Source organism: Gordonia sp. PvP123, from assembly GCF_040547295.1.
Lineage (GTDB): Bacteria > Actinomycetota > Actinomycetes > Mycobacteriales > Mycobacteriaceae > Gordonia > Gordonia terrae.
In genome coordinates, this window is the sequence record NZ_JBEPPN010000005.1 from 296,359 (window position 1) to 316,588 (window position 20,230).

At 67.2% G+C, this 20,230-nt stretch carries 21 protein-coding genes and 1 tRNA gene; 12 read left to right on the top strand and 10 right to left on the bottom strand.

What is annotated here, in order from left to right; translation table 11 throughout:
* Positions 1-38: 38 nt before the first annotated feature.
* Positions 39-548 carry an acyl-CoA thioesterase gene (locus ABIC25_RS11745; protein WP_354561524.1) on the top strand — a complete coding sequence of 170 codons (510 nt, stop codon included), beginning with the start codon at positions 39-41 and terminating at the stop codon, positions 546-548.
* Here the strand turns inward: ABIC25_RS11745 and ABIC25_RS11750 are convergent.
* The gene (locus ABIC25_RS11750) at positions 522-1,769 is read right to left on the bottom strand and encodes a hypothetical protein (protein ID WP_004021799.1); all 1,248 of its coding nucleotides are present in this window, start codon (positions 1,767-1,769) and stop codon (positions 522-524) included. The genes ABIC25_RS11745 and ABIC25_RS11750 overlap by 27 nt on opposite strands.
* Before the next feature lie 151 nt (positions 1,770-1,920).
* On the opposite strand from ABIC25_RS11750, the gene ABIC25_RS11755 reads away from it, so the two are divergent.
* The 3 genes from ABIC25_RS11755 to ABIC25_RS11765 all read left to right on the top strand — a co-directional run bounded on the left by ABIC25_RS11755 (position 1,921) and on the right by ABIC25_RS11765 (position 4,909).
* Positions 1,921-3,009 (top strand): magnesium transporter CorA family protein, encoded by a 1,089-nt coding sequence (locus ABIC25_RS11755; protein WP_239402090.1) that lies wholly within the window; start codon positions 1,921-1,923, stop codon positions 3,007-3,009.
* A gap of 134 nt (positions 3,010-3,143) precedes the next feature.
* The gene (locus ABIC25_RS11760) at positions 3,144-4,112 is read left to right on the top strand and encodes an ABC transporter ATP-binding protein (protein WP_354561525.1); all 969 of its coding nucleotides are present in this window, start codon (positions 3,144-3,146) and stop codon (positions 4,110-4,112) included.
* On the top strand, positions 4,109-4,909 hold the full coding sequence (locus ABIC25_RS11765) for an ABC transporter permease subunit (protein WP_354561526.1): 801 nt from the start codon (positions 4,109-4,111) through the stop codon (positions 4,907-4,909). The genes ABIC25_RS11760 and ABIC25_RS11765 overlap by 4 nt, the downstream gene beginning before the upstream one ends.
* A 16-nt stretch (positions 4,910-4,925) precedes the next feature.
* Here ABIC25_RS11765 and ABIC25_RS11770 read toward each other — a convergent pair whose 3' ends face one another.
* Positions 4,926-5,600, bottom strand: coding sequence for a winged helix-turn-helix transcriptional regulator (locus ABIC25_RS11770; protein WP_354561527.1), 675 nt, complete (start codon positions 5,598-5,600; stop codon positions 4,926-4,928).
* A gap of 305 nt (positions 5,601-5,905) precedes the next feature.
* Between ABIC25_RS11770 and ABIC25_RS11775 the strand changes: the two genes are divergently transcribed.
* Positions 5,906-6,721 carry a class I SAM-dependent methyltransferase gene (locus tag ABIC25_RS11775; protein ID WP_354561529.1) on the top strand — a complete coding sequence of 272 codons (816 nt, stop codon included), beginning with the start codon at positions 5,906-5,908 and terminating at the stop codon, positions 6,719-6,721.
* Positions 6,722-6,879: 158 nt separating this feature from the next.
* Here ABIC25_RS11775 and ABIC25_RS11780 read toward each other — a convergent pair whose 3' ends face one another.
* Both ABIC25_RS11780 and ABIC25_RS11785 read right to left on the bottom strand, forming a co-directional pair.
* Positions 6,880-7,752 carry an exodeoxyribonuclease III gene (locus ABIC25_RS11780; RefSeq protein ID WP_354561531.1) on the bottom strand — a complete coding sequence of 291 codons (873 nt, stop codon included), beginning with the start codon at positions 7,750-7,752 and terminating at the stop codon, positions 6,880-6,882.
* Between the two features lie 94 nt (positions 7,753-7,846).
* Positions 7,847-7,934, bottom strand: a tRNA-Ser gene (locus tag ABIC25_RS11785).
* A gap of 77 nt (positions 7,935-8,011) precedes the next feature.
* On the opposite strand from ABIC25_RS11785, the gene ABIC25_RS11790 reads away from it, so the two are divergent.
* Positions 8,012-8,983 carry an NAD(P)H-quinone oxidoreductase gene (locus tag ABIC25_RS11790; RefSeq protein WP_354561532.1) on the top strand — a complete coding sequence of 324 codons (972 nt, stop codon included), beginning with the start codon at positions 8,012-8,014 and terminating at the stop codon, positions 8,981-8,983.
* 134 nt (positions 8,984-9,117) lie between these two features.
* Here ABIC25_RS11790 and ABIC25_RS11795 read toward each other — a convergent pair whose 3' ends face one another.
* A complete protein-coding gene (locus ABIC25_RS11795; protein WP_354561534.1) occupies positions 9,118-9,615 on the bottom strand; it encodes a MarR family winged helix-turn-helix transcriptional regulator in 498 nt (165 codons plus the stop codon).
* 71 nt (positions 9,616-9,686) lie between these two features.
* Positions 9,687-10,883 carry a cysteine desulfurase-like protein gene (locus ABIC25_RS11800; RefSeq protein ID WP_101820655.1) on the bottom strand — a complete coding sequence of 399 codons (1,197 nt, stop codon included), beginning with the start codon at positions 10,881-10,883 and terminating at the stop codon, positions 9,687-9,689.
* A 60-nt stretch (positions 10,884-10,943) separates the two neighbouring features.
* On the opposite strand from ABIC25_RS11800, the gene ABIC25_RS11805 reads away from it, so the two are divergent.
* From ABIC25_RS11805 to glfT1, 4 genes are all read left to right on the top strand, one after another.
* The gene (locus ABIC25_RS11805) at positions 10,944-11,495 is read left to right on the top strand and encodes a bacterial proteasome activator family protein (protein WP_101820726.1); all 552 of its coding nucleotides are present in this window, start codon (positions 10,944-10,946) and stop codon (positions 11,493-11,495) included.
* Positions 11,496-11,640: 145 nt separating this feature from the next.
* On the top strand, positions 11,641-12,504 hold the full coding sequence (gene wzm, locus ABIC25_RS11810; RefSeq protein WP_354561536.1) for a galactan export ABC transporter permease subunit Wzm/RfbD: 864 nt from the start codon (positions 11,641-11,643) through the stop codon (positions 12,502-12,504).
* Positions 12,505-12,517: 13 nt separating this feature from the next.
* Positions 12,518-13,357, top strand: a complete 840-nt coding sequence (gene wzt, locus ABIC25_RS11815) for a galactan export ABC transporter ATP-binding subunit Wzt/RfbE (RefSeq protein ID WP_354561537.1) — start codon at positions 12,518-12,520, stop codon at positions 13,355-13,357.
* Entirely contained in the window at positions 13,354-14,274 is a 921-nt protein-coding gene (glfT1, locus tag ABIC25_RS11820; RefSeq protein WP_354561539.1) for a galactofuranosyltransferase GlfT1, read from the top strand. The genes wzt and glfT1 overlap by 4 nt, the downstream gene beginning before the upstream one ends.
* A gap of 168 nt (positions 14,275-14,442) precedes the next feature.
* Here glfT1 and ABIC25_RS11825 read toward each other — a convergent pair whose 3' ends face one another.
* Both ABIC25_RS11825 and ABIC25_RS11830 read right to left on the bottom strand, forming a co-directional pair.
* Positions 14,443-15,861 (bottom strand): MFS transporter, encoded by a 1,419-nt coding sequence (locus ABIC25_RS11825; RefSeq protein ID WP_435529071.1) that lies wholly within the window; start codon positions 15,859-15,861, stop codon positions 14,443-14,445.
* Positions 15,846-16,673: an acyl-CoA thioesterase gene (locus tag ABIC25_RS11830; RefSeq protein ID WP_354561676.1), complete on the bottom strand. Its 828-nt coding sequence runs from the start codon at positions 16,671-16,673 to the stop codon at positions 15,846-15,848. Before ABIC25_RS11830 ends, ABIC25_RS11825 begins: the two co-directional genes overlap by 16 nt.
* A 54-nt stretch (positions 16,674-16,727) precedes the next feature.
* Here ABIC25_RS11830 and ABIC25_RS11835 point away from each other — a divergent pair, with 54 nt between their 5' ends.
* The gene (locus ABIC25_RS11835; RefSeq protein ID WP_354561543.1) at positions 16,728-17,201 is read left to right on the top strand and encodes a winged helix-turn-helix transcriptional regulator; all 474 of its coding nucleotides are present in this window, start codon (positions 16,728-16,730) and stop codon (positions 17,199-17,201) included.
* On the opposite strand, the gene ABIC25_RS11840 is transcribed toward ABIC25_RS11835, so the two are convergent.
* Positions 17,198-18,451, bottom strand: coding sequence for a glycosyltransferase (locus ABIC25_RS11840; RefSeq protein ID WP_354561545.1), 1,254 nt, complete (start codon positions 18,449-18,451; stop codon positions 17,198-17,200). The genes ABIC25_RS11835 and ABIC25_RS11840 overlap by 4 nt on opposite strands.
* 2 nt (positions 18,452-18,453) lie before the next feature.
* Positions 18,454-19,092, bottom strand: a complete 639-nt coding sequence (locus ABIC25_RS11845; RefSeq protein ID WP_354561546.1) for a TetR/AcrR family transcriptional regulator — start codon at positions 19,090-19,092, stop codon at positions 18,454-18,456.
* 143 nt (positions 19,093-19,235) lie between these two features.
* On the opposite strand from ABIC25_RS11845, the gene ABIC25_RS11850 reads away from it, so the two are divergent.
* Positions 19,236-20,114, top strand: a complete 879-nt coding sequence (locus ABIC25_RS11850; protein WP_101820724.1) for a TIGR03619 family F420-dependent LLM class oxidoreductase — start codon at positions 19,236-19,238, stop codon at positions 20,112-20,114.
* Positions 20,115-20,230 lie beyond the last annotated feature (116 nt).

The following is a 20,230-nucleotide window of genomic DNA, read 5'->3' on the forward strand; positions in this document are numbered from 1 at the left end:
CGTCTCACGGTCACCGGGACCGCCGAGGAAAGTCGACGATGCCCAGTTCACCTGCTGTTCACCCCCAGCCTCCCCAGCCAGACGACGCACCGTCGACCGAGAGGCTCGGGCGACACGACTTCGCGTACGTCGCCGACGTCGGGGTGCGATGGTCGGACATGGACGCGTTCGGTCACATCAACCACGCGCGGATGGTCACGCTCATGGAGGAGGCGCGCATCGCGTGGCTGTTGAGCGCCGGCGAGGACCACGCCCCGCTGATCACCAGCGCGATGATCGTGCACGTCGACATCCGATACCAGGCACAGCTGCGCCACGACGACTCGCCACTGCGAATCGGGATGTGGATCAGGGGCTTTCGTTCAGTGGACTTCACCATCGGCTACGAGATCCGCAGTGCCGGCGCCGAAGCCGACAGTCGTCCGGCATGTGTGGCGAGTACGCAGATGGCAGTCGTCGACATCGAGAAGCACACCCTGCGAAGGCTCACCCGCGCCGAGAAGGACTACCTCAGCGCGTGGTCACGAGGGCTCGTAGCGGGCGGGTAGCTCGCGAGGCACCGCCGGCGAGATCCGCGCGATGTTGCCCTGCAACACATCTCGATAGATCCGCAGTTGCTCTTCGCCGCTGCGGACCTGCTCGGTGAGTCGCTTGGCGTTGTCGACGGAGATCTCCCGGTCACCTGATCTCGCGATCAGCGCGTCGATGCGATCGTCCAGCGTGGCCGCCTTGTTGTACTCGGCGAGGACCTGTAACTCGACGGCCGCGGACTCGACGACGTGCGCGACCTCGCCGAGCGCCTGGACGCGGTCGATGAGCTCGGTCCACACCGGTCGCAGCGTCGTCTCACGCTGATCGATCTGCGCGGCGAAGGTGCGGTCGAAGCCGCCGTTGCGCTTGGCCCGATCGAGGTCGATGCGGACAGCTCGCAGTGCGATGACGTCGGCGGCGATCTCGGCGACCTCGGCATGCAGGTTCACCTGGGTGCGCTGGACCTCGAAGTGGTCGGAACGCCACGCAGGGTTGCCGAGGATGCGGTCGTAGTAGTGGCCGGTGATGAACAAGAGCGTCTCGTAACCGTCCACGAAGGTCGCGGCGCGAGGCGCACCGGCCTGCGCGGCACCGCCCGGCGCCTCGCGCACGCCGGACAGGAACTGGTCGGCCCACTGCCCCGCCTGCGAGTTGCCCGACTTCGCGGCCACCTGCCCGACCACGCCGGCGATCCGGTCGAACGCCGCGGTTCCGGCGCGACGGACATAGCTCGACGTGTTGACGTTGGGGGTCGGCGTGCACAGCAGGCCGGCGAAGAGCCGGTCCCGTTCCTCGATCTCGAGATAGACGTTCTCGCGCCGTTCCCGCCGGATCGCCCTGGTTCCCGACGCGAACACACCCTTGGCTGCGACGATCTGCTTGCGGGCGTCCTCGCGGCGGCGTTGCAGACCGTTGAGCCGGTTGCGCATCACGGCACCGACCACGCCGGGCACCACCGGACTCGACAACTGGTGTTCGATCTGGACGATCGCGCGCTGCATGCGTCGGAGGTCGCCGAAGCCCGCGGACATCGACGGCATCGGCCGGCCGGTGGAGATCCGGCGCACCACGATCGCCCGCCCACCCGGGGTGAGATATCCGGACGCGATGAGCAGCGCCGCGGTGTCGGACAGTTCGCGCCGCTCGCCCGGCACCGCGGAACGATCGCACCACTCGCGGATCTGTTCGCTCGTGCGCGCGGGCATCAACCGATGTCCGCGGGAACTGCTGTCGACCATGTCGTCGCCGCCTTACCTGGAGATTCGGTGTCCGTTCCCGTCGCAGACACCGATTTCGATGCTACCCGCGGACGACGACCACCCGGCGTGACCGACGTCGCCACTGCCTGTCGAACCGCCGGAAAACGTCCGACGGTGTCACGATGGCCACATGACAGTGCCCTCGGATGTGTCGGAACCTCGCGGCGTCGAACGCATCCGCGGTCAGATCTGGCGGAACGGTGACCCGGTGGACGGCTTCGACCTCGGCGAGATCTCCCACTGCCTGGAGGATCCCGAGAAGCTGATCTGGGCGGATCTGGAATGTCCCACCCACGAGACGCTGTCCCGGCTCGCCGACGAACTCGAACTCGACCCGTTCGCGATCGAGGACACCGTCGCGGCGGCCGAGCGGGTCAAGACCGTCACGTACACCGGGCACACCTTCGTGATGGTCTACGCGGTGTCGCTGCACAACGGAGACGCACCGTCCGAGGACCGGGACGATGACGATGACGGCTCCGCGGCGACCGATTTCCGCGCCTCTGCGAACGGACGGGCGCGAATGTTCGACCTGCACCGCATTTCCGTCTTCGTCAAACGCAACGCACTGATCACCGTGCGACCGACCCCGGCGCTCGACATCGACGAGGTCATGCGGCGGTGGTCGGACAGCGGGGCCATGCAATACGGGATCGGCGCGCTCGTGCACGGCTTGCTCGACGTCGTCGTCGACGGACATTTCGACGCCGTGCAGCGCCTCGACGACGAGATCGAAGATCTCGAGGCGTTGCTCTTCGACGAGCGCATCCCGGGGCGCGAGCTGCAACGCAGAACCTACGACCTGCGCAAGGACCTCGTCGTCCTACGGCGGGTGGTCCTGCCGATGCGTGAGGTGATCGCCGGCATCCAGCGACGACGGTTCGACAACCACGCACCGCCCGAACTCGATCCGCATTTCTCCGATCTCTACGACCACGCGCTGCGCGCATCGGAGTGGACGGAGTCGTTGCGCGACATGATCACCACTGTTTTCGAGACCAACCTGACCCTCGCCGACGCGCGCCTCAACACGGTCATGAAGAAGCTGACCGCGTGGGCCGCGATCATCGCCGTGCCGACCGCCATCACCGGCTTCTACGGACAGAATGTGCCGTTCCCCGGTTTCGAGCGACTACTCGGCTTCATCACCAGCACGACGCTCATCGTCGTGGTGGTCGTCGGCCTCTACCTCTCGTTCCGTAAACGCGACTGGCTGTGAGCTGGACTCCGATTGGACTGCGCCGCAACAGTTTGCGCGCCAGCTCCCGGCTCTTTCGGTGAATTCTCGCGAATCCGGTTGATTACGAGCGCGTTTGATAGCGTAAGTGGCCAACCCACCAACGGAAGGCACCGATGGAGTCACCCGCGATCACGATCGACGGTCTCACCAAGCGGTTCGGCAGCCTGACCGCGGTCGACGACCTCTCGTTCACCGTTGCGCCCGGTCGCGTCACCGGGTTTCTCGGGCCGAACGGTTCGGGCAAGACCACGACCCTGCGGATGCTCCTGGGCCTGGTCGAACCGACCACCGGCCGGGCGCTGATCGGCGACCGTCCGTTCCGGCAGATCCCGCAACCCGCCCAGCACGTCGGCGCGGCACTGGAGGCGTCGAGTTTCCACCCCGGGCGCACCGGACTCGGGCACCTCAAAGCACTCGCTCCACAGGTCGGCGTCCCGACGTCACGATGCCGGGAAGTGCTCGACTTCGTCGGACTCGCCCAGGCCGCGGACCGCCGCGTCGGCGGATACTCGATGGGCATGCGGCAGCGCCTCGGCCTGGCCACCGCGTTGCTCGGCGACCCGCAGATCATCCTGCTCGACGAGCCGGCGAACGGACTCGATCCGCAGGGGATCGTGTGGCTGCGCGGACTGCTACGTTCACTGGCCCACGAGGGACGGACGGTTCTCGTCTCCAGCCACGTGCTCGCCGAGGTGGGGAGCACCGTCGACGACGTCGTGGTGATCGGTAACGGCAAGCTGGTCCGGGCGTCGACGCTCGCCGACTTCGAGGCGCTGGCCGAGCACGCGGTCGTCGTGCGGACCCCGTCGCGGGCGTCGTTCGTCGCGCTCGCGGGTGAGCGCGGCTGGCAGGTCGAGGACACCCACGACGGTTTCCGGATTCCCGGCGTGAGCGCTGCCACGGTCGGTACGGCGGCCTTCGCCGCGGGCATCGAACTCCACCAGCTCGCCGACGTCGGCGCCGACCTCGAGGCGGTCTTCCTGAACCTCACGAGGTCGTCGGACGCACCGACGAGTCATTTCCCGAGCGGTCCACCCGGTCCCCTGGCCGCTGGCCCGACGTCGCCGGAGGCTGTCCGATGAGGGCCGCGCTGATCGCCGAGTACCGCAAGTTCACCTCCACCAGGATGTGGTGGGTACTGCTCGTCGCGATGGTCGTATACCTCGGCTTCATCGGTGCGGCGCTGGCCTTCTCGATGACCACCGAGAATGCGATGCAGCAACCGACGACCCTCGTCGGCGCCGACCTGGCCCGCTCGATCTACGCGCTCACCAGCCCGATCGGGTATGTGTTCGCCCTCGTGATCGGCAGCCTCGCTGTCACCGGGGAGTTCCGGCACAAGACCATCACCGCGAGTCTGCTCGTCGAGCCCCGACGCGGAGTCCTGTTGGTGGCGAAGCTGATCGCAGGTATCCCGATGGGCCTGCTCTACGGCGTCCTGGGCACGCTGGCGGTCGTCGCGACGGCGGCACCGATCCTCGCCACCGTCGGGGACGGCGCGTTCCTCGGTGACAGCTCCACCCTCGAGGTGATCGGTCTCTCGATGCTGGTGATGGTGCTGTGGACGGCGATGGGCGTGGCGTTCGGCGCGGTGGTGTCCAACCAGGTCGCCGCGATCGTGATCCTGCTGGCCTTCACACAGCTCGTCGAACCCATCGCGCGCATCGCACTCGCGACGTTCGACGTCACGTCCTCGGTGTCGAAGTTCCTGCCCGGGTCGGCCGCCGACGCCCTTGTCGGATCGAGCTTCTTCGCGACGATGGGCGGCGGGAGCGACGACCTGCTCCCGCAGTGGGCCGGCGCGCTCGTGATGCTCGCCTACATCGCCGCGTTCGCGATCATCGGTCGGTACACGACGTTCCGTCGCGACATCGCCTGAACCAGGTCAGCCGTGCTCAGGCCGGTCGCGGAATCGCCGAGGTGAGGCTCTGACCGATCCACGACGGCACGTCCCGAGCCACCTCCGCGGGACCGTGGATCTCGACCCGATCGCTCGTGAGCGCGAGACGCCAGTCGATGTCGCCCCGCCATATCTCGGTGAGAGTACGCAAATCGGTCACCACGGTGGCGTCGAGTTCGTAGCCGGGGTCGAAGTCGCATACCTGCGCCTCACCGCCGGCGACGACCAGCCACCAGGTACGCGCCTTGCCGATGACGTCTCGAAAGACGAACTGCACCATGGTGCGTCGGCGCGGCCATCGGTCGATGGGGACGGTGCGGTGCATGTCCCACATGAGCAGATGGGGGTCGAGGTCGGCGTCGCCGAGTTCGCCGATCCAGCGGATACCCCACGCGCTCAACGCCTCCACGACCGTCGTGAGCTCCTCGCCCATGGCCGTCAGTGTGTACACCGAACGTCCGCCGACCTCCGCGCGGTTTATCACCCCCGCGCGCTCGAGACTTCGCAGCCGTTTGGTGAGCAGTGCCGGCGACATCTTCGGCACGCCGCGTCGTAGCTCGTTGAAATGTCTACTGCCCAGGAGGAGTTCGCGAACGATGAGAATTGTCCACCGCTCGTCGAGCAACTCCATCGCCTTGGCCACCGGACAGAACTGTCCATACGATGTCATCGCAGCCTCCCCGCTGCTGGTTGAGCCGGCCCCGAGCGAAGCGAGGCGCCGTCTCATGCTGGTTGAGCCGGCCCCGAGCGAAGCGAGGCGCCGTGTCATGCTGGTTGAGCCGGCCCCGAGCGAAGCGAGGCGCCGTGTCGAAACCTCCTCGACCCAGTACACACCCGTCGTCGACTGATGACCAGTACAGAAACTGAACTGCCACCGGTACAGATCTTGGTCTAGAGCCCGGGCCGGGCTTCGTCGGATGCTCGTTGTGTCCGGTCACGGACAACAGCCACCCGACGACTCGAGGGACTTCCATCATGACCACTTCGCAACGCGCCCCGTTCGACGCCGAGATCAAGGCTCGCCACCGCAAGCTCTGGGCCTCCGGCGACTATCCGGCCGTCGCCGACCTCATCGCACCGCTGGGTCGACGCCTCGTCGACGCAATGCACGTCACCGCCGGGGACAAGGTCCTCGACGTCGCCGCCGGCGCCGGGAATGTGGCCGTACCCGCGGCCGAGGCCGGCGGGCACGTCGTCGCCAGCGACCTCACACCCGAGCTCCTGTCCGTGGGCGAAGCCCGGCACCGCGACCTGCCGATCACCTGGCGTACCGCCGACGCCGAGGATCTCCCGTTCGACGACAACGAGTTCGACATCGCGACGTCGTGCGTCGGGGTCATGTTCGCGCCGAACCATCAGAAGTGTGCCGACGAGCTCGTTCGCATCGTACGACCCGGCGGACGGATCGGGCTGATCAACTGGACGCCAACAGGTTTCATCGGCGAACTGTTCGTGGTCATGAAGCCGTACGCCCCGCCACCGCCGCCCGGGGCGCAGCCGGGTCCGCTCTGGGGCGACGCCGACCACGTGCGGTCGCTGTTCGGTTCCGGTGTCACCAACCATGAGTTCGTCACCGAGACCGTGGAGATCAGCGAGTTCGACGACGGCGCGGCGTTCCGCGAGTTCTTCAAGGCCCACTATGGACCGACGATCATGGCGTACCGCAACATCGGCGACGACCCCGCGCGGGTCGCCGAACTCGACGCCGCCATCGCCGCCCACGCCGACCGCTACCTCACCGACGGACGGATGGAGTGGGAGTACCTCCGAGCAGTGCTGACGGTCGCGTGAGCAGGCGCCCCCGCCGCCCCACTGCTGGTTGAGCCGGCACCGAGCGCAGCCGCCGGGCCGAGCAAGCGACGAAGGAGCGCGTCGAGGTCGAGGCGCCGAGTCGAAGCCACTGGGCCACAAACGGCTTGCGTGATCCGGATGGCGCCGAGCGCCCGGACTCAGAGCTCGGCGTACTCGACGACCAGCGGGGCGTGATCGGACAGCCGAAGGTCCGGCGATGCCTCCTTGTCGACGGCCACGGCGCGTGCCCGCCGGGCGAGCGCGGGTGAGGCAAGTTGGTGGTCGATGCGCCACCCGACGTCCTTGACGAACGACTCCCCCGCCCAGCTCCACCAGGTGAGCGGTCCGGGGCGGTCGCCGTGCAGTGCGCGGACGACGTCGACGAGCCGGCGCGGCCCGGTGATCTCGCCGAACCACGCCCGTTCCTCGGGCAGGAAGCCCTCCATCTTGCGGGCCGCGCGCCAGTTGGTGACGTCGTGTTCGAGGTGCGCCACATTGAGATCACCGAGGAGGAGGAACTCCCGGCCGGCGCGGCGTGCGGCGAGCCGGTTGCGCGCCAACTCACGCGTGAACCCGGCCAGAAAGCGTTGCTTGCGCGCGTGTTTGGCGCCACCGTCGAGCGGCTCGCGCGACGAACCGGGACGCTGCAACTCGGCGGGAAGCCCACCCTTGGGCAGGTAGATGTTGGCAACGGTCAGCGGCCGATCGGCGAGGTCGACCTCGATGTAGCGGCCCTCGTGGGCGAAGGCGGGCAGTCCGCGAGCCTTGGGCGGATGGCTCACCCACGTGCGCACCGCGGCCGGTTCGTCTCGGGTGAGCACCGCTACGCCGTTCCGTCCCGCGATGGAGCCGACGTCGATCGCAGCGTGATAACCGTCGAAGTCGCCGACGTCGTCGATGCCGCACCGCAACTCCTGCAGTCCGACCACATCGGGCTGCCGTCCGGCAAGCCAGGCGTCGAAGCCACGACGACGCGCAGCCCGAATCCCGTTGACGTTGAACGATGCAACGGTGAAATCACCGGCACCCATGTGTCCTGCCTTCCACGGTCTCGGTCCCCGACGAGCCGGCCGGCGCCGCGGTCCCACGAAAAAGCCCCCACCCGGCTGAGGAGGTGAGGGCCCCTGGCGGAAGCGGAGGGATTTGAACCCCCGGTGGTTTTACCCACGCTCGCTTTCAAGGCGAGTGCATTCGGCCGCTCTGCCACGCTTCCCTGACGAGCAAGGTTACACAGCGACGCCGGAACGGACCTCGCCTGGCACTCCGGTGCGCTGTGACACCATCGAAGAGGTGAAAGCCATCGTCGTCGAATCCGAGAACCTGTCCCTCTCCGATGTGCCCGACCCGACCCCCGCTGCCGGTGAGGTCGTGATCGACGTGGTCGCGGCCGGCGTGAACCGCGCCGACATCCTGCAGCGTGCGGGCAACTATCCCCCGCCGCCCGGAGCGTCGGACACCCTCGGCCTGGAGGTCTCCGGGCGGATATCGGCTCTCGGCGATGGCGTCTCCGGCTGGTCCGAGGGCGACGAGGTGTGCGCACTACTCGCCGGCGGCGGTTATGCCGAGAAGGTCGCCGTGCCGGCCGAGCAGCTGCTCGCGGTCCCGAAGGGCGTCGACCTGGTGTCAGCTGCGGCACTGCCCGAGGTCGCGTGCACCGTGTCGTCGAACATCTTCGACACCGCTCACCTGACCACCGGCGAGCTCCTGCTGATCCACGGCGGGTCCAGCGGTATCGGCACGCATGCCACCCAGATCGCCCATGCGATGGGCGCGCGGGTTGCGGTGACCGCTCGCACCCCGGACAAGCTCGAACGCTGCCGCGAGTTCGGAGCCGAGATCCTCATCGACTACTCGAGCCAGGACTTCGCCGAGGTCCTCAAGGACGCCGGCGGCGCCGACGTCATCCTCGACATCATCGGCGCGAAATACCTGAAGTCGAACCTGAAGGCGCTACGTACCGACGGGCGCCTCGTCATCATCGGCATGCAGGGCGGCACCACCACCGAGATCAACCTCGGGCATCTGCTGGCGAAGCGTTTGTCCGTGATGGGCACGACGCTGCGCGCCCGGCCCGTGCACGGACCCGGCGGCAAGGCCGAGGTCGTCGCGTCGACGCTGACCCGCACCTGGCCGCTCATCGAAGCCGGGGAGGTCGTTCCCGTCGTCGACCGCGTGTTCCCGCTCGCCGACGCCGCTGCCGCGCATGATCACCTCAACAGCGGAGACGTCGTCGGAAAGGTGCTGCTGAGCGTCGAGGGGTGATCGAGTGCGGAGGGTGTGGTTTCGACACGGCTCCTCGCTGCGCTCGTCGCCTGCTCAACCAGCAGGGGGGCGGTCCCCTGCGCTCGTCGCCTGCTCAACCAGCAGGGGGGCGGTCCCCTGCGCTCGTCGCCTGCTCAACCAGCATTAGGAGGTTCCGCGGCGTCGACCGCCGCGCGGATTTTGCGGAACGCGGCACCGAGCGCGGCGAACTCGTCCGGGCTCATCGCGTCGACCACGAACTGCCGGATCACCCGATCGCGGACGTTGACGTGGTCGGCGAGGGTGCGTCGCCCCTGATCGGTGAGACGCACGAGCCGATGCCGCCCGTCGACCTTGGACTCGAGGCGCTCGATGTCGCCGTCGTTGCTGAGGCGGGCGATCATGCGCGACACCGTGCTGACGCGCATGTGCACCGCATCGGCGACCTCGCTCACGCCCAACTGCCGGCTGGTGCAGACCGCTTCGAGGATGCGCAGGTCGGATACGGACAGGCTCCGTTTGGTGAACTCGTCGTTGACGCGGGCGAACAGCGCCCAGCCGCCGTCGACCAGGTTCTTCCAACTCTCCGCCTCGGCAGCGGTGAGCGACCGGGGTGGGCCCTTGTCTGGACCATCAATCGTTTTTGCCGACACAGCATGACAACATACATTGTCGTTAACTCAAACAACACCATAGTGAATACCGGCACGTTACCGGCGCGCTGTCAGGCGAGTGAACCGAGCGTGCGCACCAGGTGGTCGACCTCGTATGGCGTCGAGTATGGGGCCAGCCCGACCGTCACGGCACCGCCGAAATCGGGTGCGCCCATGCGCGCGAGCGCGCGATTGGGGAGGTCGGCGAGTGCGCAGACACCGTTGTCGGCCAGGCGTCGGACCACCTTGTCCGCACCCACGGACTCGACGGTGAAACTCGCCAGCGGTATCCGGTTGTCCTCGGTGCCCACGAGGTTCACGTGGTTGAGCTGGGACAGTGTCGTCACCAGGTAGTAGGTGAGGCGCTGGAGATATTCGTAGACACCGTCCATCGAGGTGACGAGGCGGCGCCGCCGCTTGCCGATGCCGGCCTCGTCGAGTCCGGCCAGATGTTCCACCGATGCGACGAGCCCCGCGAGCATCGCGCCCTGGTGCGGTTCGGGTTCCAGCCGGGCGGGCCCGCGCGCGGCCGGATCCATGGCCATCAGCTTCAAGCGGTCGATCAGGTGGGGCTCGCGAAAGGCCATGGCCGCCATCCGCGGACCACCCCAGCGCTCGGCCGACACGACGAGCACGTCGGCACCCAGATCGTGGATGTCCAGGCTGAGGTACGGCGCGGCGTTCGTGGCGTCGACAACAAGCAGCGCACCTGCTTCACGGACCAGGGGCGCGATCTCGCTGATGTCGGTGATCGCCCCAGTCGTCGACGACGCGAGCGTCACCGCGACAACCTCCGTCTCCGGGGTGACGAGGTCGCCGAACTGCCAGGCCGGGAGGCCGCCGGTCTCGACGTCGACTTCGGCCCAGCGGACGCGGCCGCCGTACCGATCGGCGGCACGGAGCCAGGGCACGATGTTCGGTTCGTCGTCCTGGCGCGTGACGACGACATCGCCGCGCAACCACGCGTGCGGCGCGAGCGCATCGGCGAGACCGGACAACAGCGCGTAGCGCGACGGTCCGAGGACCACACCCGCGGCGTCGCCGCCGACGAGATCGGCGATCGCCCGGCGCGCACCGTCGACCACCTCGGCGCTCGCCCGAGCCGATGGATACACCCCTCCCGGGGCGGCGGAGAGCGAGCGGAAACTGGTGGTCACCGCGGTCGCGACCGAATCCGGGATCTGCATCCCGGCCTGCGGGTCGAGATGGATCCAGCCGTCGCCGAGCGATGGAATCAATCCACGCACATAGGCGACGTCGAAAGCCATGGGCACGAGGATAGACGTCGGCGATCTGCCGTTTCGCGGTGTCCGGGCACAATGGAGCCCATGGCTATCGAAGGCACTCCAGGACCCGGCCCGACCCCAGGACCGTTCGGCTCGGCCGGCGACTCCGACAACGTGATCATCGTCGGCGCGGGGACGGACGGGCAGACGGGCGACGAGTCGTCGGAATCGACCAGCGTCGCCGACATGGTCGAGCAGCCCGCCAAGGTCATGCGGATCGGCACGATGATCAAGCAGCTGCTCGAAGAGGTTCGCGCGGCTCCGCTCGACGACGCGTCGCGCAACCGCCTGCGTGAGATCCACCAGTCGTCGGTCCGTGAACTCGAAGAGGGGCTCGCGCCGGAGCTCCGTGAAGAGCTCGAGCGGCTCGCCCTCCCGTTCTCCGACGAGGGCACCCCGTCGGATGCCGAACTGCGTATCGCACAGGCCCAGCTCGTCGGTTGGCTCGAGGGCCTGTTCCACGGCATCCAGACCGCACTGTTCGCCCAGCAGATGGCCGCCCGCGCGCAGCTCGAGCAGATGCGACAGGGCGCACTCCCGCCCGGGATGCCCGCGCCCGGCGGTCCAGGTCACAGCACCGGGCAGTACCTCTGACAGCTGTGGGTCGGGTCGAGTGGCTTCCACACGGCTCCTCGACCTCGACGCGCTCCTTGGCCGCTTGCTCGCCCCTGCGGCTGCGCTCGTCGCCTGCTCAACCAGCGGGGAGCAGCAAATGGGCCGACGGGTACGCTGACTCCTCGTGTCAGCGGTAGTAGACGACGACGCGATTCCCGCGCGTCCCGAGGGGTCCGATTCGCGCAGCTTCGCGCGCGCGGTCAAGGACCTCGGCGACGGTTTCGCAAGCCGCGAGCTGTGGTTCCATCTCGGTTGGCAGGACATCAAGCAGCGCTACCGCCGTTCGGTGCTGGGACCGCTGTGGATCGTCATCGCAACCGGTGTGACCGCCATCGCGATGGGCCTGCTCTACGGCGAGTTGTTCGGCATGGACATCAAGGTGTTCCTGCCGTACGTCGCACTCGGCTTCATCTTCTGGAACTTCATCCAGAGCTCGATCCTCGAGGGTGCGGAAGTCTTCTCGAAGAACGAGGGCCTGATCAAGCAGCTCCCGGCCCCGGTGAGCGTGCACGTCTACCGGGTCGTGTGGCGAGCGCTGATCATCTTCGCCCACAACGTCGTCATCATCGTCATCCTGTTCCTGATCTTTCCGCCGCCGCTCAATTGGACGGTGACGCTGATCGTCCCCGCGCTGGTGCTCTACGTGCTGAACTCGATCTGGGTGACCATCGTCTTCGGTATCTTGTCGACGCGGTTCCGCGACATCGGCCAACTCCTGACCACGGTGGTGCAGCTGGTGTTCTTCATGACGCCGATCATCTGGACCACCCAGAGCCTGGGCAATTCGACGGGCGAGACGTCGTCGCGGCTGAAGCTCGTCGAGCTGAACCCGATGTTCCATTACCTGGAGATCGCACGTGGGCCGCTGCTGGGTGAGCCGGTGGAGTTCTATCACTGGGCCGTCGTCCTGGGCTGCACCGCCGTCGGCTGGGTGCTGGCGATGCTGGTGATGCGCAACTACCGGGCCCGCGTGGCGTACTGGGTGTAGGGACGGAATCGAGATGGCCAAGAACATCAACCCCGTCGACGATCGGGTCCGGGTCGACACGTGGGATGCGTGCGTCGACTTCCCCATCTTCGACGCCAAGACGCGCTCGCTGAAGAAGTCGGTCATCGGCGCGGCCGGCGGCGTGATCGGTTCCACCGAGTCGAACGTGGTGGTCGTCGAGGCGCTCAAGGACATCAACCTGCATCTGACGCACGGCGACCGGGTCGGCCTGGTCGGACACAACGGCGCAGGCAAGTCGACGCTGCTGCGCCTGCTCTCCGGCATCTACGAACCCACCCGCGGCGCGTGCCGGGTGCACGGCCGCGTCGCACCCGTCTTCGACCTCGGCGTCGGCATGGACCCGGAGATCTCCGGCTACGAGAACATCATCATCCGCGGCATGTTCCTGGGCATGACCCGCAAGGAGATGCTGAAGAAGATCGACGACATCGCGGAGTTCACCGAGCTCGGTGACTACCTGCAGATGCCGTTGCGCACCTACTCCACCGGTATGCGCGTGCGTATCGCGCTCGGCGTCGTGACCTCCATCGATCCCGAGATCCTCATCCTCGACGAGGGCATCGGTGCGGTCGACGCCGACTTCATGCGCAAGGCACGCGGTCGGCTCCAGGCGCTCGTCGAACGGTCGGGAATCCTGGTGTTCGCCAGCCATTCCAACGAGTTCCTGGCCCAGCTCTGCGACCGCGCCCTGTGGATCGACCACGGTCAGGTCCGGATGGAAGGCGGCATCGAAGAGGTCGTCGGCGCGTACGAGGGACCCGACGCCGCGGCGCATGTCCGGAAAGTGATCGCCGATCTCGAGAAGTCCGACGCGCAGGGGAAGCCGGAGTGACCGACGCCGGTGCCGGCCAGAAGGTGATCGCGGTGGTGGTCACCCACCGTCGCGTCGAGTTGCTGGCGGAGTCACTTGCCGTGGTGTCCGGACAGGATCGGCCCGTCGACCACTTGATCGTCGTCGACAACGCCGACGAACCCGAGGTGGCCGCACTGGTTGCCGCACAGCGGGTTCCGACGACGTACCTCGGTTCGCAGCGCAACCTCGGCGGCGCCGGCGGCTTCGCCCTCGGCATGCTGCACGCGCTCGCCCTCGGCGCCGACTGGGTCTGGTGCGCCGACGACGACGGGCGCCCCGACGGACCGACCGTGCTCTCGACGCTCCTGGACTGCGCCGAGCGCCATCAGCTCGACGAGGTGTCGCCGGTGGTCGCCAACCTCGACGACCCGGACACGCTCGCCTTCCCGCTGCGTCGTGGGCTCGTGTGGCGGCGGAAGCGGTCAGAGCTCTTTGCCGACGGTGAGGCGCAGTCCGATGATCTGTTGCCGGGCATCGCGTCCCTGTTCAACGGTGCACTGTTCTCCGCGTACTGCCTTGAGCAAGTGGGTGTTCCGGACCTACGACTGTTCTTCCGCGGCGACGAGGTCGAGGTGCACCGTCGTCTGGTGCGATCCGGTGTGCGGTTCGGGACATGCCTGCGCGCGGGCTACCTGCACCCGGACGGGTCGGCAGAGTTCCGCCCGATTCTCGGCGGTCGCATGCACACCCAGTACCCGGACAACGAGACCAAACGGTTCTTCACGTACCGCAACCGCGGTTATCTGATGAGCCAGCCCGGACTCCGGAAGCTGCTGCCCCAGGAGTACGCCCGGTTCGGATGGTTCTTCCTTGTGCAGCAACGCGATCCGAAGGGGTTCGCCGAGTGGGTACGACTCCGCGGCCTCGGTCGCCGGGAACGGTTCACGCGGCCCTGAGGGCTAGATCCTGCTCTACTCCCTGAGGTGAAACGAGCCCGCCCACGCTCCCTGAGGTGCGAGCGAAGCGAGCCTCGAAGGGCCCTGCGAGGCACGTGACCGAGCCCTTCGAGGCTCGTCGCTTGCGCTCCTCGCACCTCAGGGAGCAGAGGGGGCTCTTCTTTCGGATCAGGGAGCACCATGCCGCGGTGTCATACCCAGGGCCGAGATCGCCCCCAGCGCAGCGATTCCCGCGAGAACCCACCACGCGGTCACGAACGACTGGTGCACGTCTGTGTACACGACCGACGTACCGATGATCGCGACCAGCAGGCTGACGCCGAGGGACATGCCGATCTGGCGACTCATGTTCACCACCGCGCTCCCCGTCGCCGCCTGATCAGCGGGTAGGTCGGCGGTCGCCGACGACAGGATCGACGGCAACGCGAATCCCACTCCCACGCCACCGATCAGCCACCCCGGCAAGATCTCCGATGCGAAATCGGGTGTGGCGTCGACCGACAGGGCGACGAGCACGATGCCGAGCCCGAACAATGCGCACCCGATTGCGACGAGCACACCGACCGGCACGCGTGCGCTGAGACGATGGGAGACGGCCGCGAAGATCGGGACCATCAGCGGTCCGGTCGACACCGCGAGCCCCGTCGCGATCGGCGAGAAGCCCCAGACCTGCTGCAGCCACAGAATATTCGCGAGCAGTGCGCCGGCAAACGGGATCGAGAACAGGAGCATCGTCACGTTGGCGACGGAGAACGCCCGGACCCGGAGCAGAGCCGGCGCGATGACCGGTTCGTCGTGGTGCATCGAACTGACGATGAACCCCACCAGAGCCACCACGGCGATCACCCATGCCCCGGTGATCCGGAAGTCCGACCAGCCCCACTCACTTCCCTGGACCAGGCCGAGCGTGAGCGCACCGACCGACACGACGAGCAGCGTCGCACCCAGTGCATCCGGAAAGCCGCTGACCGAGTCGTTCCGTGGACGGGCCAGCACAACAGCCCCGGCGACGAGGGCTGCCACACCCACCGGGATGTTCACCAGGAAGACCCAGCGCCACGACGCCTCGACGAGCAACCCGCCGACAGCCGGTCCGAACGCAGCGGCGAGTGCCCCGGTGGCGGCCCAGATGCGGACCGACCGGGCGCGGCGCTCTGGCGGGATCGTCGAGACCACCAACCCCAGACTCGCCGGGGTCAGGATCGCCGCGCCGAGCGCCTGCAGCGCCCGGAATGCCACCAGCCACCACACCCCCTGCGCTGCAGCACATGCGGCACTCGCGACGGTGAAGATCGCCAGACCGAGTAGGAATCCACCCTTGCGACCGTACCGGTCGACGATCCGCCCGGCCGGAACCAGCAGTGCGGCATACAGAATCGCATAGGCGTTGAGGATCCACGACATCTGCGACAGCGTCGCGTCGGCGAAGTCGGCACCGATGTCGTCGAAGGCCACGTTGACGATGAACACATCGAGGCTGGCCATGAACGCGGCCCCGGACAGGATGAGCAGGACGATGCCCGGACGCGCGTGAAGTGTGGCCGGGGTGGATGTTCCGACACGCGTGGCGGTCATCGGGTCGGCCATCCGAGAACGCGACGACTCTGGCGTGCGGAGGCCAGGAGTCGGCCGTTGCGGTCGCGCAGCGAGGTGTCGTCCACCGACCACCCGCCGGACGTCGACGTGTTACGAGTGTGGACGAGAACCGGCGCGGGGGTCGGATCGTCCGACGGGGCGGTCACGTGCATGGAGAAGGCGACCGTCGGAAGCGCCAGGGGCGCAGTCAGAGTCGGGAACACCGCGGGCGGCAGACAGTCTGCGAGCAGAGCTAGGTAGGCGGCATCGACGGCCATCGGGGTGCGAGTGGTGATCCAGGCGCGCATCCACGACTCGCTCGCGCCGGTGAGCGGCAGCGGACCGTCGACCGGCCGCAGGTCCAAATGCGCACCCATGGGCACGATGTCGGCTGGAATCATGAACGCGGCCAGTCCTTCCGGACCAGGCACGCCCGAGATCCGATCGACGACATCCGTGATCTCCGCATCGCCGACGCGTCCCGCGGTGACCGACGCCGTCGCGACCTCGACACCGGCCTGCGTGACCGTGACATCGACGATCCGGGTGTACCGACCGACCTCCCGAACCGACGGCGTCAGGAGCAACTCCCCGCCGTCCGGCTTGCCGACAAACCGCAGATCGAGAGCGCGCACCGATACGTCGGGCGCCGCATCGGCACCGACCCGGACGGCCAACGCCGCGATCGCACCGCCGTGCGGACCCGACCACCCCCACCAGGAGGGGTCGATGGTCGCCGACCAACGGCCATCGCCGGTCGGGGTCGCTCCGAAACTGTCCGACAATCCGTCGTCGACAGGGCTGTGCCTGCTGAGTTGCTTCACGCAACTCATGCAAGCAGGTTGAGTTGCGTCACGCAACCCACTAGTCTGGATTTCATGCGCCGCGCCTCGTTCGCCGAGATGAACTGCTCGATCGCCCAGACATTGGAGGTCGTCGGTGAATGGTGGACGCTGCTCATCGTTCGGGACGCGATGTTCGGCGTGACGCGCTTCGACGAGTTCTCGTCTCGCCTCGGCATCGCCCGGAACGTCCTGACACAGCGACTGGACACCCTCGTGGAGCACGGCGTCCTGACCAAGGAGCCGTATCAAGACAACCCGGTGCGCTACGACTACCGCCTCACCGAGAAGGGGCGCGACCTCTGGACCGTCCTGGCCGCGCTGCGTCAGTGGGGCGACAAGTGGACCGCGGAAGACGGTGCGCCGGTGGTGTCCACCCATTCGTGCGGGCAGACCATGACCGTGGAACCGACGTGCTCGGCGTGCGGCGAGCACATCGCCGTCGGCGACCTTCGCGTGCACGCCGGCCCCGGCGCGACGGCAGCCAATCCGCTGAAGGCTCTGCGCTAGAGCAAAGCTTCCACCACCCGGGCCGCGGCCAGCGGCCCGTCCTCGGAGGACAGCTTGGCCGAGAGCTCGGTCGCAGCGTGGCGGTATCGGCCATCGTCGACCGCCTCGGTGATCGCTTCGCTGAGCCGCCCGGCGATCAGTGTGCTGCGCGGAACCGAGCGGGGGGAACACCCCAGTTGCTGCAGACGGTGAGCCCAGAACGGCTGATCCATGATGCCGGGCAAGGCGATAGAGGGGGTTGCCGATCGCAATGTCGAGGCAGTGGTCCCCGCTCCACAGTGGTGTACCACCCCGGCAGTCCGCGGAAAGAGCCACGCATGGGACACATCATCGATGGTGTGCAGTGTTGTGGTGTCGTTGCCACCATCCAGTCGAGCCCACCCGCGCTGTACGACACCTCTTCGACCGGTGTGGCGCAGCGCGTCCGCGATGATCGTACTGATTTCTTCGCCGTTGCTGATGGCTGTACTGCCGAGGCCGACGAATACCGGTGGAGGACCGTCGTCGAGGAAGTCGAGTAGCTCGGCGGAAGGCTTCGCGACGGAACTGTCCACAGGCCACCAGTATCCGGTCGTGTGCACATGAGCCGGCCAATCACGCGGAGTCGGCACAACGTGACTGCTGAACCCACACAGCTGGGTCCAGCGTCGTTGCAGGCGCCGACGAGCGCCGACTGACTGAGCGGGCAGACCCAGGGTCCGACGGAGGTCATCGATCAGGGGCGCGAAGAACTTCTCACCGGCGGCGGCCAGATTCCACGCCGCACGGTTTCCCCAGCGACCGTATGAACGTGTGCCGAGTGGCGGTGGCGCAAAGTTCCCGGTGGGATACGACGGTTGTAGGACCACCGCGGCACTCGGCCGCCCGCTTGCCTCGGCAACGTGCCAACCGAGCATCGTGCCGACCGGACCGCCGCAGAGAATCAGGTCGGCGTCCTCAGCGGCAACGGCCATCGCCTCGCCGACGCCGCGGAGATCCTCGCGCATACCCTCGAGCGCCTCCTTGGAGGGTTTGAGTCGGCGCCCGTCGACCATGGCCTGTCCGTACGTCGACGCACGAGTATCGGCCTCGGTGTCCCGCGGGAGATGTCGGTACTCGAACCCGGACCCGGTGATCATCGATTCGTAGGGACGCTGCGCGGCGATCGCCACTGTCGCGCCCAGGTGGTCCGCGAGTCCCGCCGCCAGACCGGTCATGGGCCCGACGTCCCCCCGCGTGCCGAAAGCCAGGATGGTGATTCGTGTGCTCATGGTCATCTTCCGATCGCCGAGATGATGATCGAGGCCAGTGCCGACGTGTGACCGAGGACGTCGTAGTCACTGTCACGCGCCAGTTCGCGGACCACGCCGTCAAGAGAAGAGCGGACGATGCTCTTCACCACCGCCGGTGCTGCGGTGGCATCGAATTCGCCGTCTCGGATTCCGTCGCCGAGGATGGACAACGGATCGAGCAGCGCGAGCTCCGGAGGGACGCCGGCATCGTCAACGGATGCTTGCACGGCCTGATCGAACCGGAGACCCCGTTTGTCCCGGTAGCTCACCGAGATCTCGTACAGCGCGACGGCCTCTTGCCGGTGGACATCCAGGAACTCGCCGTTCGACTCGATGTAGGCGCGCAAACGGTCGGTCGCGCTCGTCTGCGCGACGATACGGGGAATCATTGTCGTGGCCGACGCCTCGAAGACTGTTTCGACGATCGCCGAAACCAGTTCGTCCTTGTCACGAAAGTGATACAGGACAGCACTTTTCGCAATTCCGGCGCGTTCTGCGATCTTTGCCAGCGACGCCGTCGGATACCCCACCTCGGCGATCAACTCGATGGCACACGCCACGATCTGACGTCGCCTTGCCTCGTCGGCAAACGTCCGACCCGTAGCTGATCCTGACCGCATGGACGAATATTAGACCGATCGGTCAGTTGGAGCAAGAGTGCCGTCCGGGCGGCGCCCACCTGCCATAATGACGAACTTCATGCCACGTAACTAGAACGTGTTCTACTGTGAGGGCAGTTCCACTTGCCGTCCCGAGGAGCATGATGCGGTTCACCTTCGCCGAGGCCATGACCGATCCGTCGTATTACGCGCCGCTCGCGCAGGCCGCGGAGTCGGCCGGGTACGCCGGTTTCACCATTCCCGACTCACTCGCCTATCCCGAGGAGTCGGACGCGAAGTATCCGTACACCCCCGACGGCAACCGCGAGTTCCTCGACGGCAAGGCGTTCATCGAGACGTTCATCCAGGCCGCTGCTCTCGGTGCGGTCACCTCGACCATCCGTTTCACGCCCTTCGTGGTGAAACTGCCGGTCCGGCCGCCGGCGCTCGTCGCCAAGCAGGCGAGCTCGGTGGCCTATCTGACGAACAACCGGTTCGCGATGGGTGTGGGCACCAGCCCGTGGCCCGAGGACTACGACTTCATGGGCGTGGACTTCAAGCGTCGCGGTAAACGGATGGACGAGTGCATGGACATCATCCGCGGTCTCACCACCGGCGAGTACTTCGAGTTCCACGGCGAGTTCTACGACATCCCGAAGATCAAGATGACCCCCGCGCCCACCGAGCCCATCCCGCTGCTCGTCGGCGGACATGCCGACGCCGCACTGCGTCGTGCGGTCATCCGAGGCGACGGCTGGATGCACGGTGGCGGGCCGCCCGAGGAACTCGACACGCTCCTCGACCGGATCGCCGAGATCCGCAAGGCCGAGGGCAAGACCAACGACCCGTTCGAGATCCACGTCATCTCGATGGACGCCTATACGGTCGATGGTTGTAAGCGACTGGAAGACAAGGGGATCACCGACGTGATCGTCGGCTTCCGGCTCCCCTACGTCATGGGCGAGGACACCGAGCCGCTGCAGACCAAGATCGATCACCTGAACTGGTACGCCGACAACGTGATCGCCAAGGTCAACGGCTGAAATTGGAGCCCGCCCACCGGACTCGACGCACCGCATGAACCCGACGCGCCACCGCCACCGTTGTTGCACCACCCCCGACCCTGGGGCAGACTGCACGAACGGACAAGTGCGCACAC

Bases quoted from the DNA above. Each gene is read 5' to 3' on its own strand.
- ABIC25_RS11760 (WP_354561525.1), top strand. From the start codon at position 3,144: ATGGAGTCACCCGCGATCACGATCGACGGTCTCACCAAGCGGTTCGGC.
- ABIC25_RS11835 (WP_354561543.1), top strand. From the start codon at position 16,728: ATGCGCCGCGCCTCGTTCGCCGAGATGAACTGCTCGATCGCCCAGACA.
- wzt (WP_354561537.1), top strand. From the start codon at position 12,518: ATGGCCAAGAACATCAACCCCGTCGACGATCGGGTCCGGGTCGACACG.
- ABIC25_RS11745 (WP_354561524.1), top strand. From the start codon at position 39: ATGCCCAGTTCACCTGCTGTTCACCCCCAGCCTCCCCAGCCAGACGAC.
- ABIC25_RS11765 (WP_354561526.1), top strand. From the start codon at position 4,109: ATGAGGGCCGCGCTGATCGCCGAGTACCGCAAGTTCACCTCCACCAGG.
- ABIC25_RS11775 (WP_354561529.1), top strand. From the start codon at position 5,906: ATGACCACTTCGCAACGCGCCCCGTTCGACGCCGAGATCAAGGCTCGC.
- ABIC25_RS11770 (WP_354561527.1), bottom strand. From the start codon at position 5,600: ATGACATCGTATGGACAGTTCTGTCCGGTGGCCAAGGCGATGGAGTTG.
- ABIC25_RS11780 (WP_354561531.1), bottom strand. From the start codon at position 7,752: ATGGGTGCCGGTGATTTCACCGTTGCATCGTTCAACGTCAACGGGATT.
- ABIC25_RS11845 (WP_354561546.1), bottom strand. From the start codon at position 19,092: ATGCGGTCAGGATCAGCTACGGGTCGGACGTTTGCCGACGAGGCAAGG.
- ABIC25_RS11800 (WP_101820655.1), bottom strand. From the start codon at position 10,883: ATGGCTTTCGACGTCGCCTATGTGCGTGGATTGATTCCATCGCTCGGC.
- ABIC25_RS11850 (WP_101820724.1), top strand. From the start codon at position 19,236: ATGCGGTTCACCTTCGCCGAGGCCATGACCGATCCGTCGTATTACGCG.
- ABIC25_RS11750 (WP_004021799.1), bottom strand. From the start codon at position 1,769: ATGGTCGACAGCAGTTCCCGCGGACATCGGTTGATGCCCGCGCGCACG.
- ABIC25_RS11825 (WP_435529071.1), bottom strand. From the start codon at position 15,861: ATGGCCGACCCGATGACCGCCACGCGTGTCGGAACATCCACCCCGGCC.
- ABIC25_RS11755 (WP_239402090.1), top strand. From the start codon at position 1,921: ATGACAGTGCCCTCGGATGTGTCGGAACCTCGCGGCGTCGAACGCATC.
- ABIC25_RS11805 (WP_101820726.1), top strand. From the start codon at position 10,944: ATGGCTATCGAAGGCACTCCAGGACCCGGCCCGACCCCAGGACCGTTC.
- ABIC25_RS11840 (WP_354561545.1), bottom strand. From the start codon at position 18,451: ATGAGCACACGAATCACCATCCTGGCTTTCGGCACGCGGGGGGACGTC.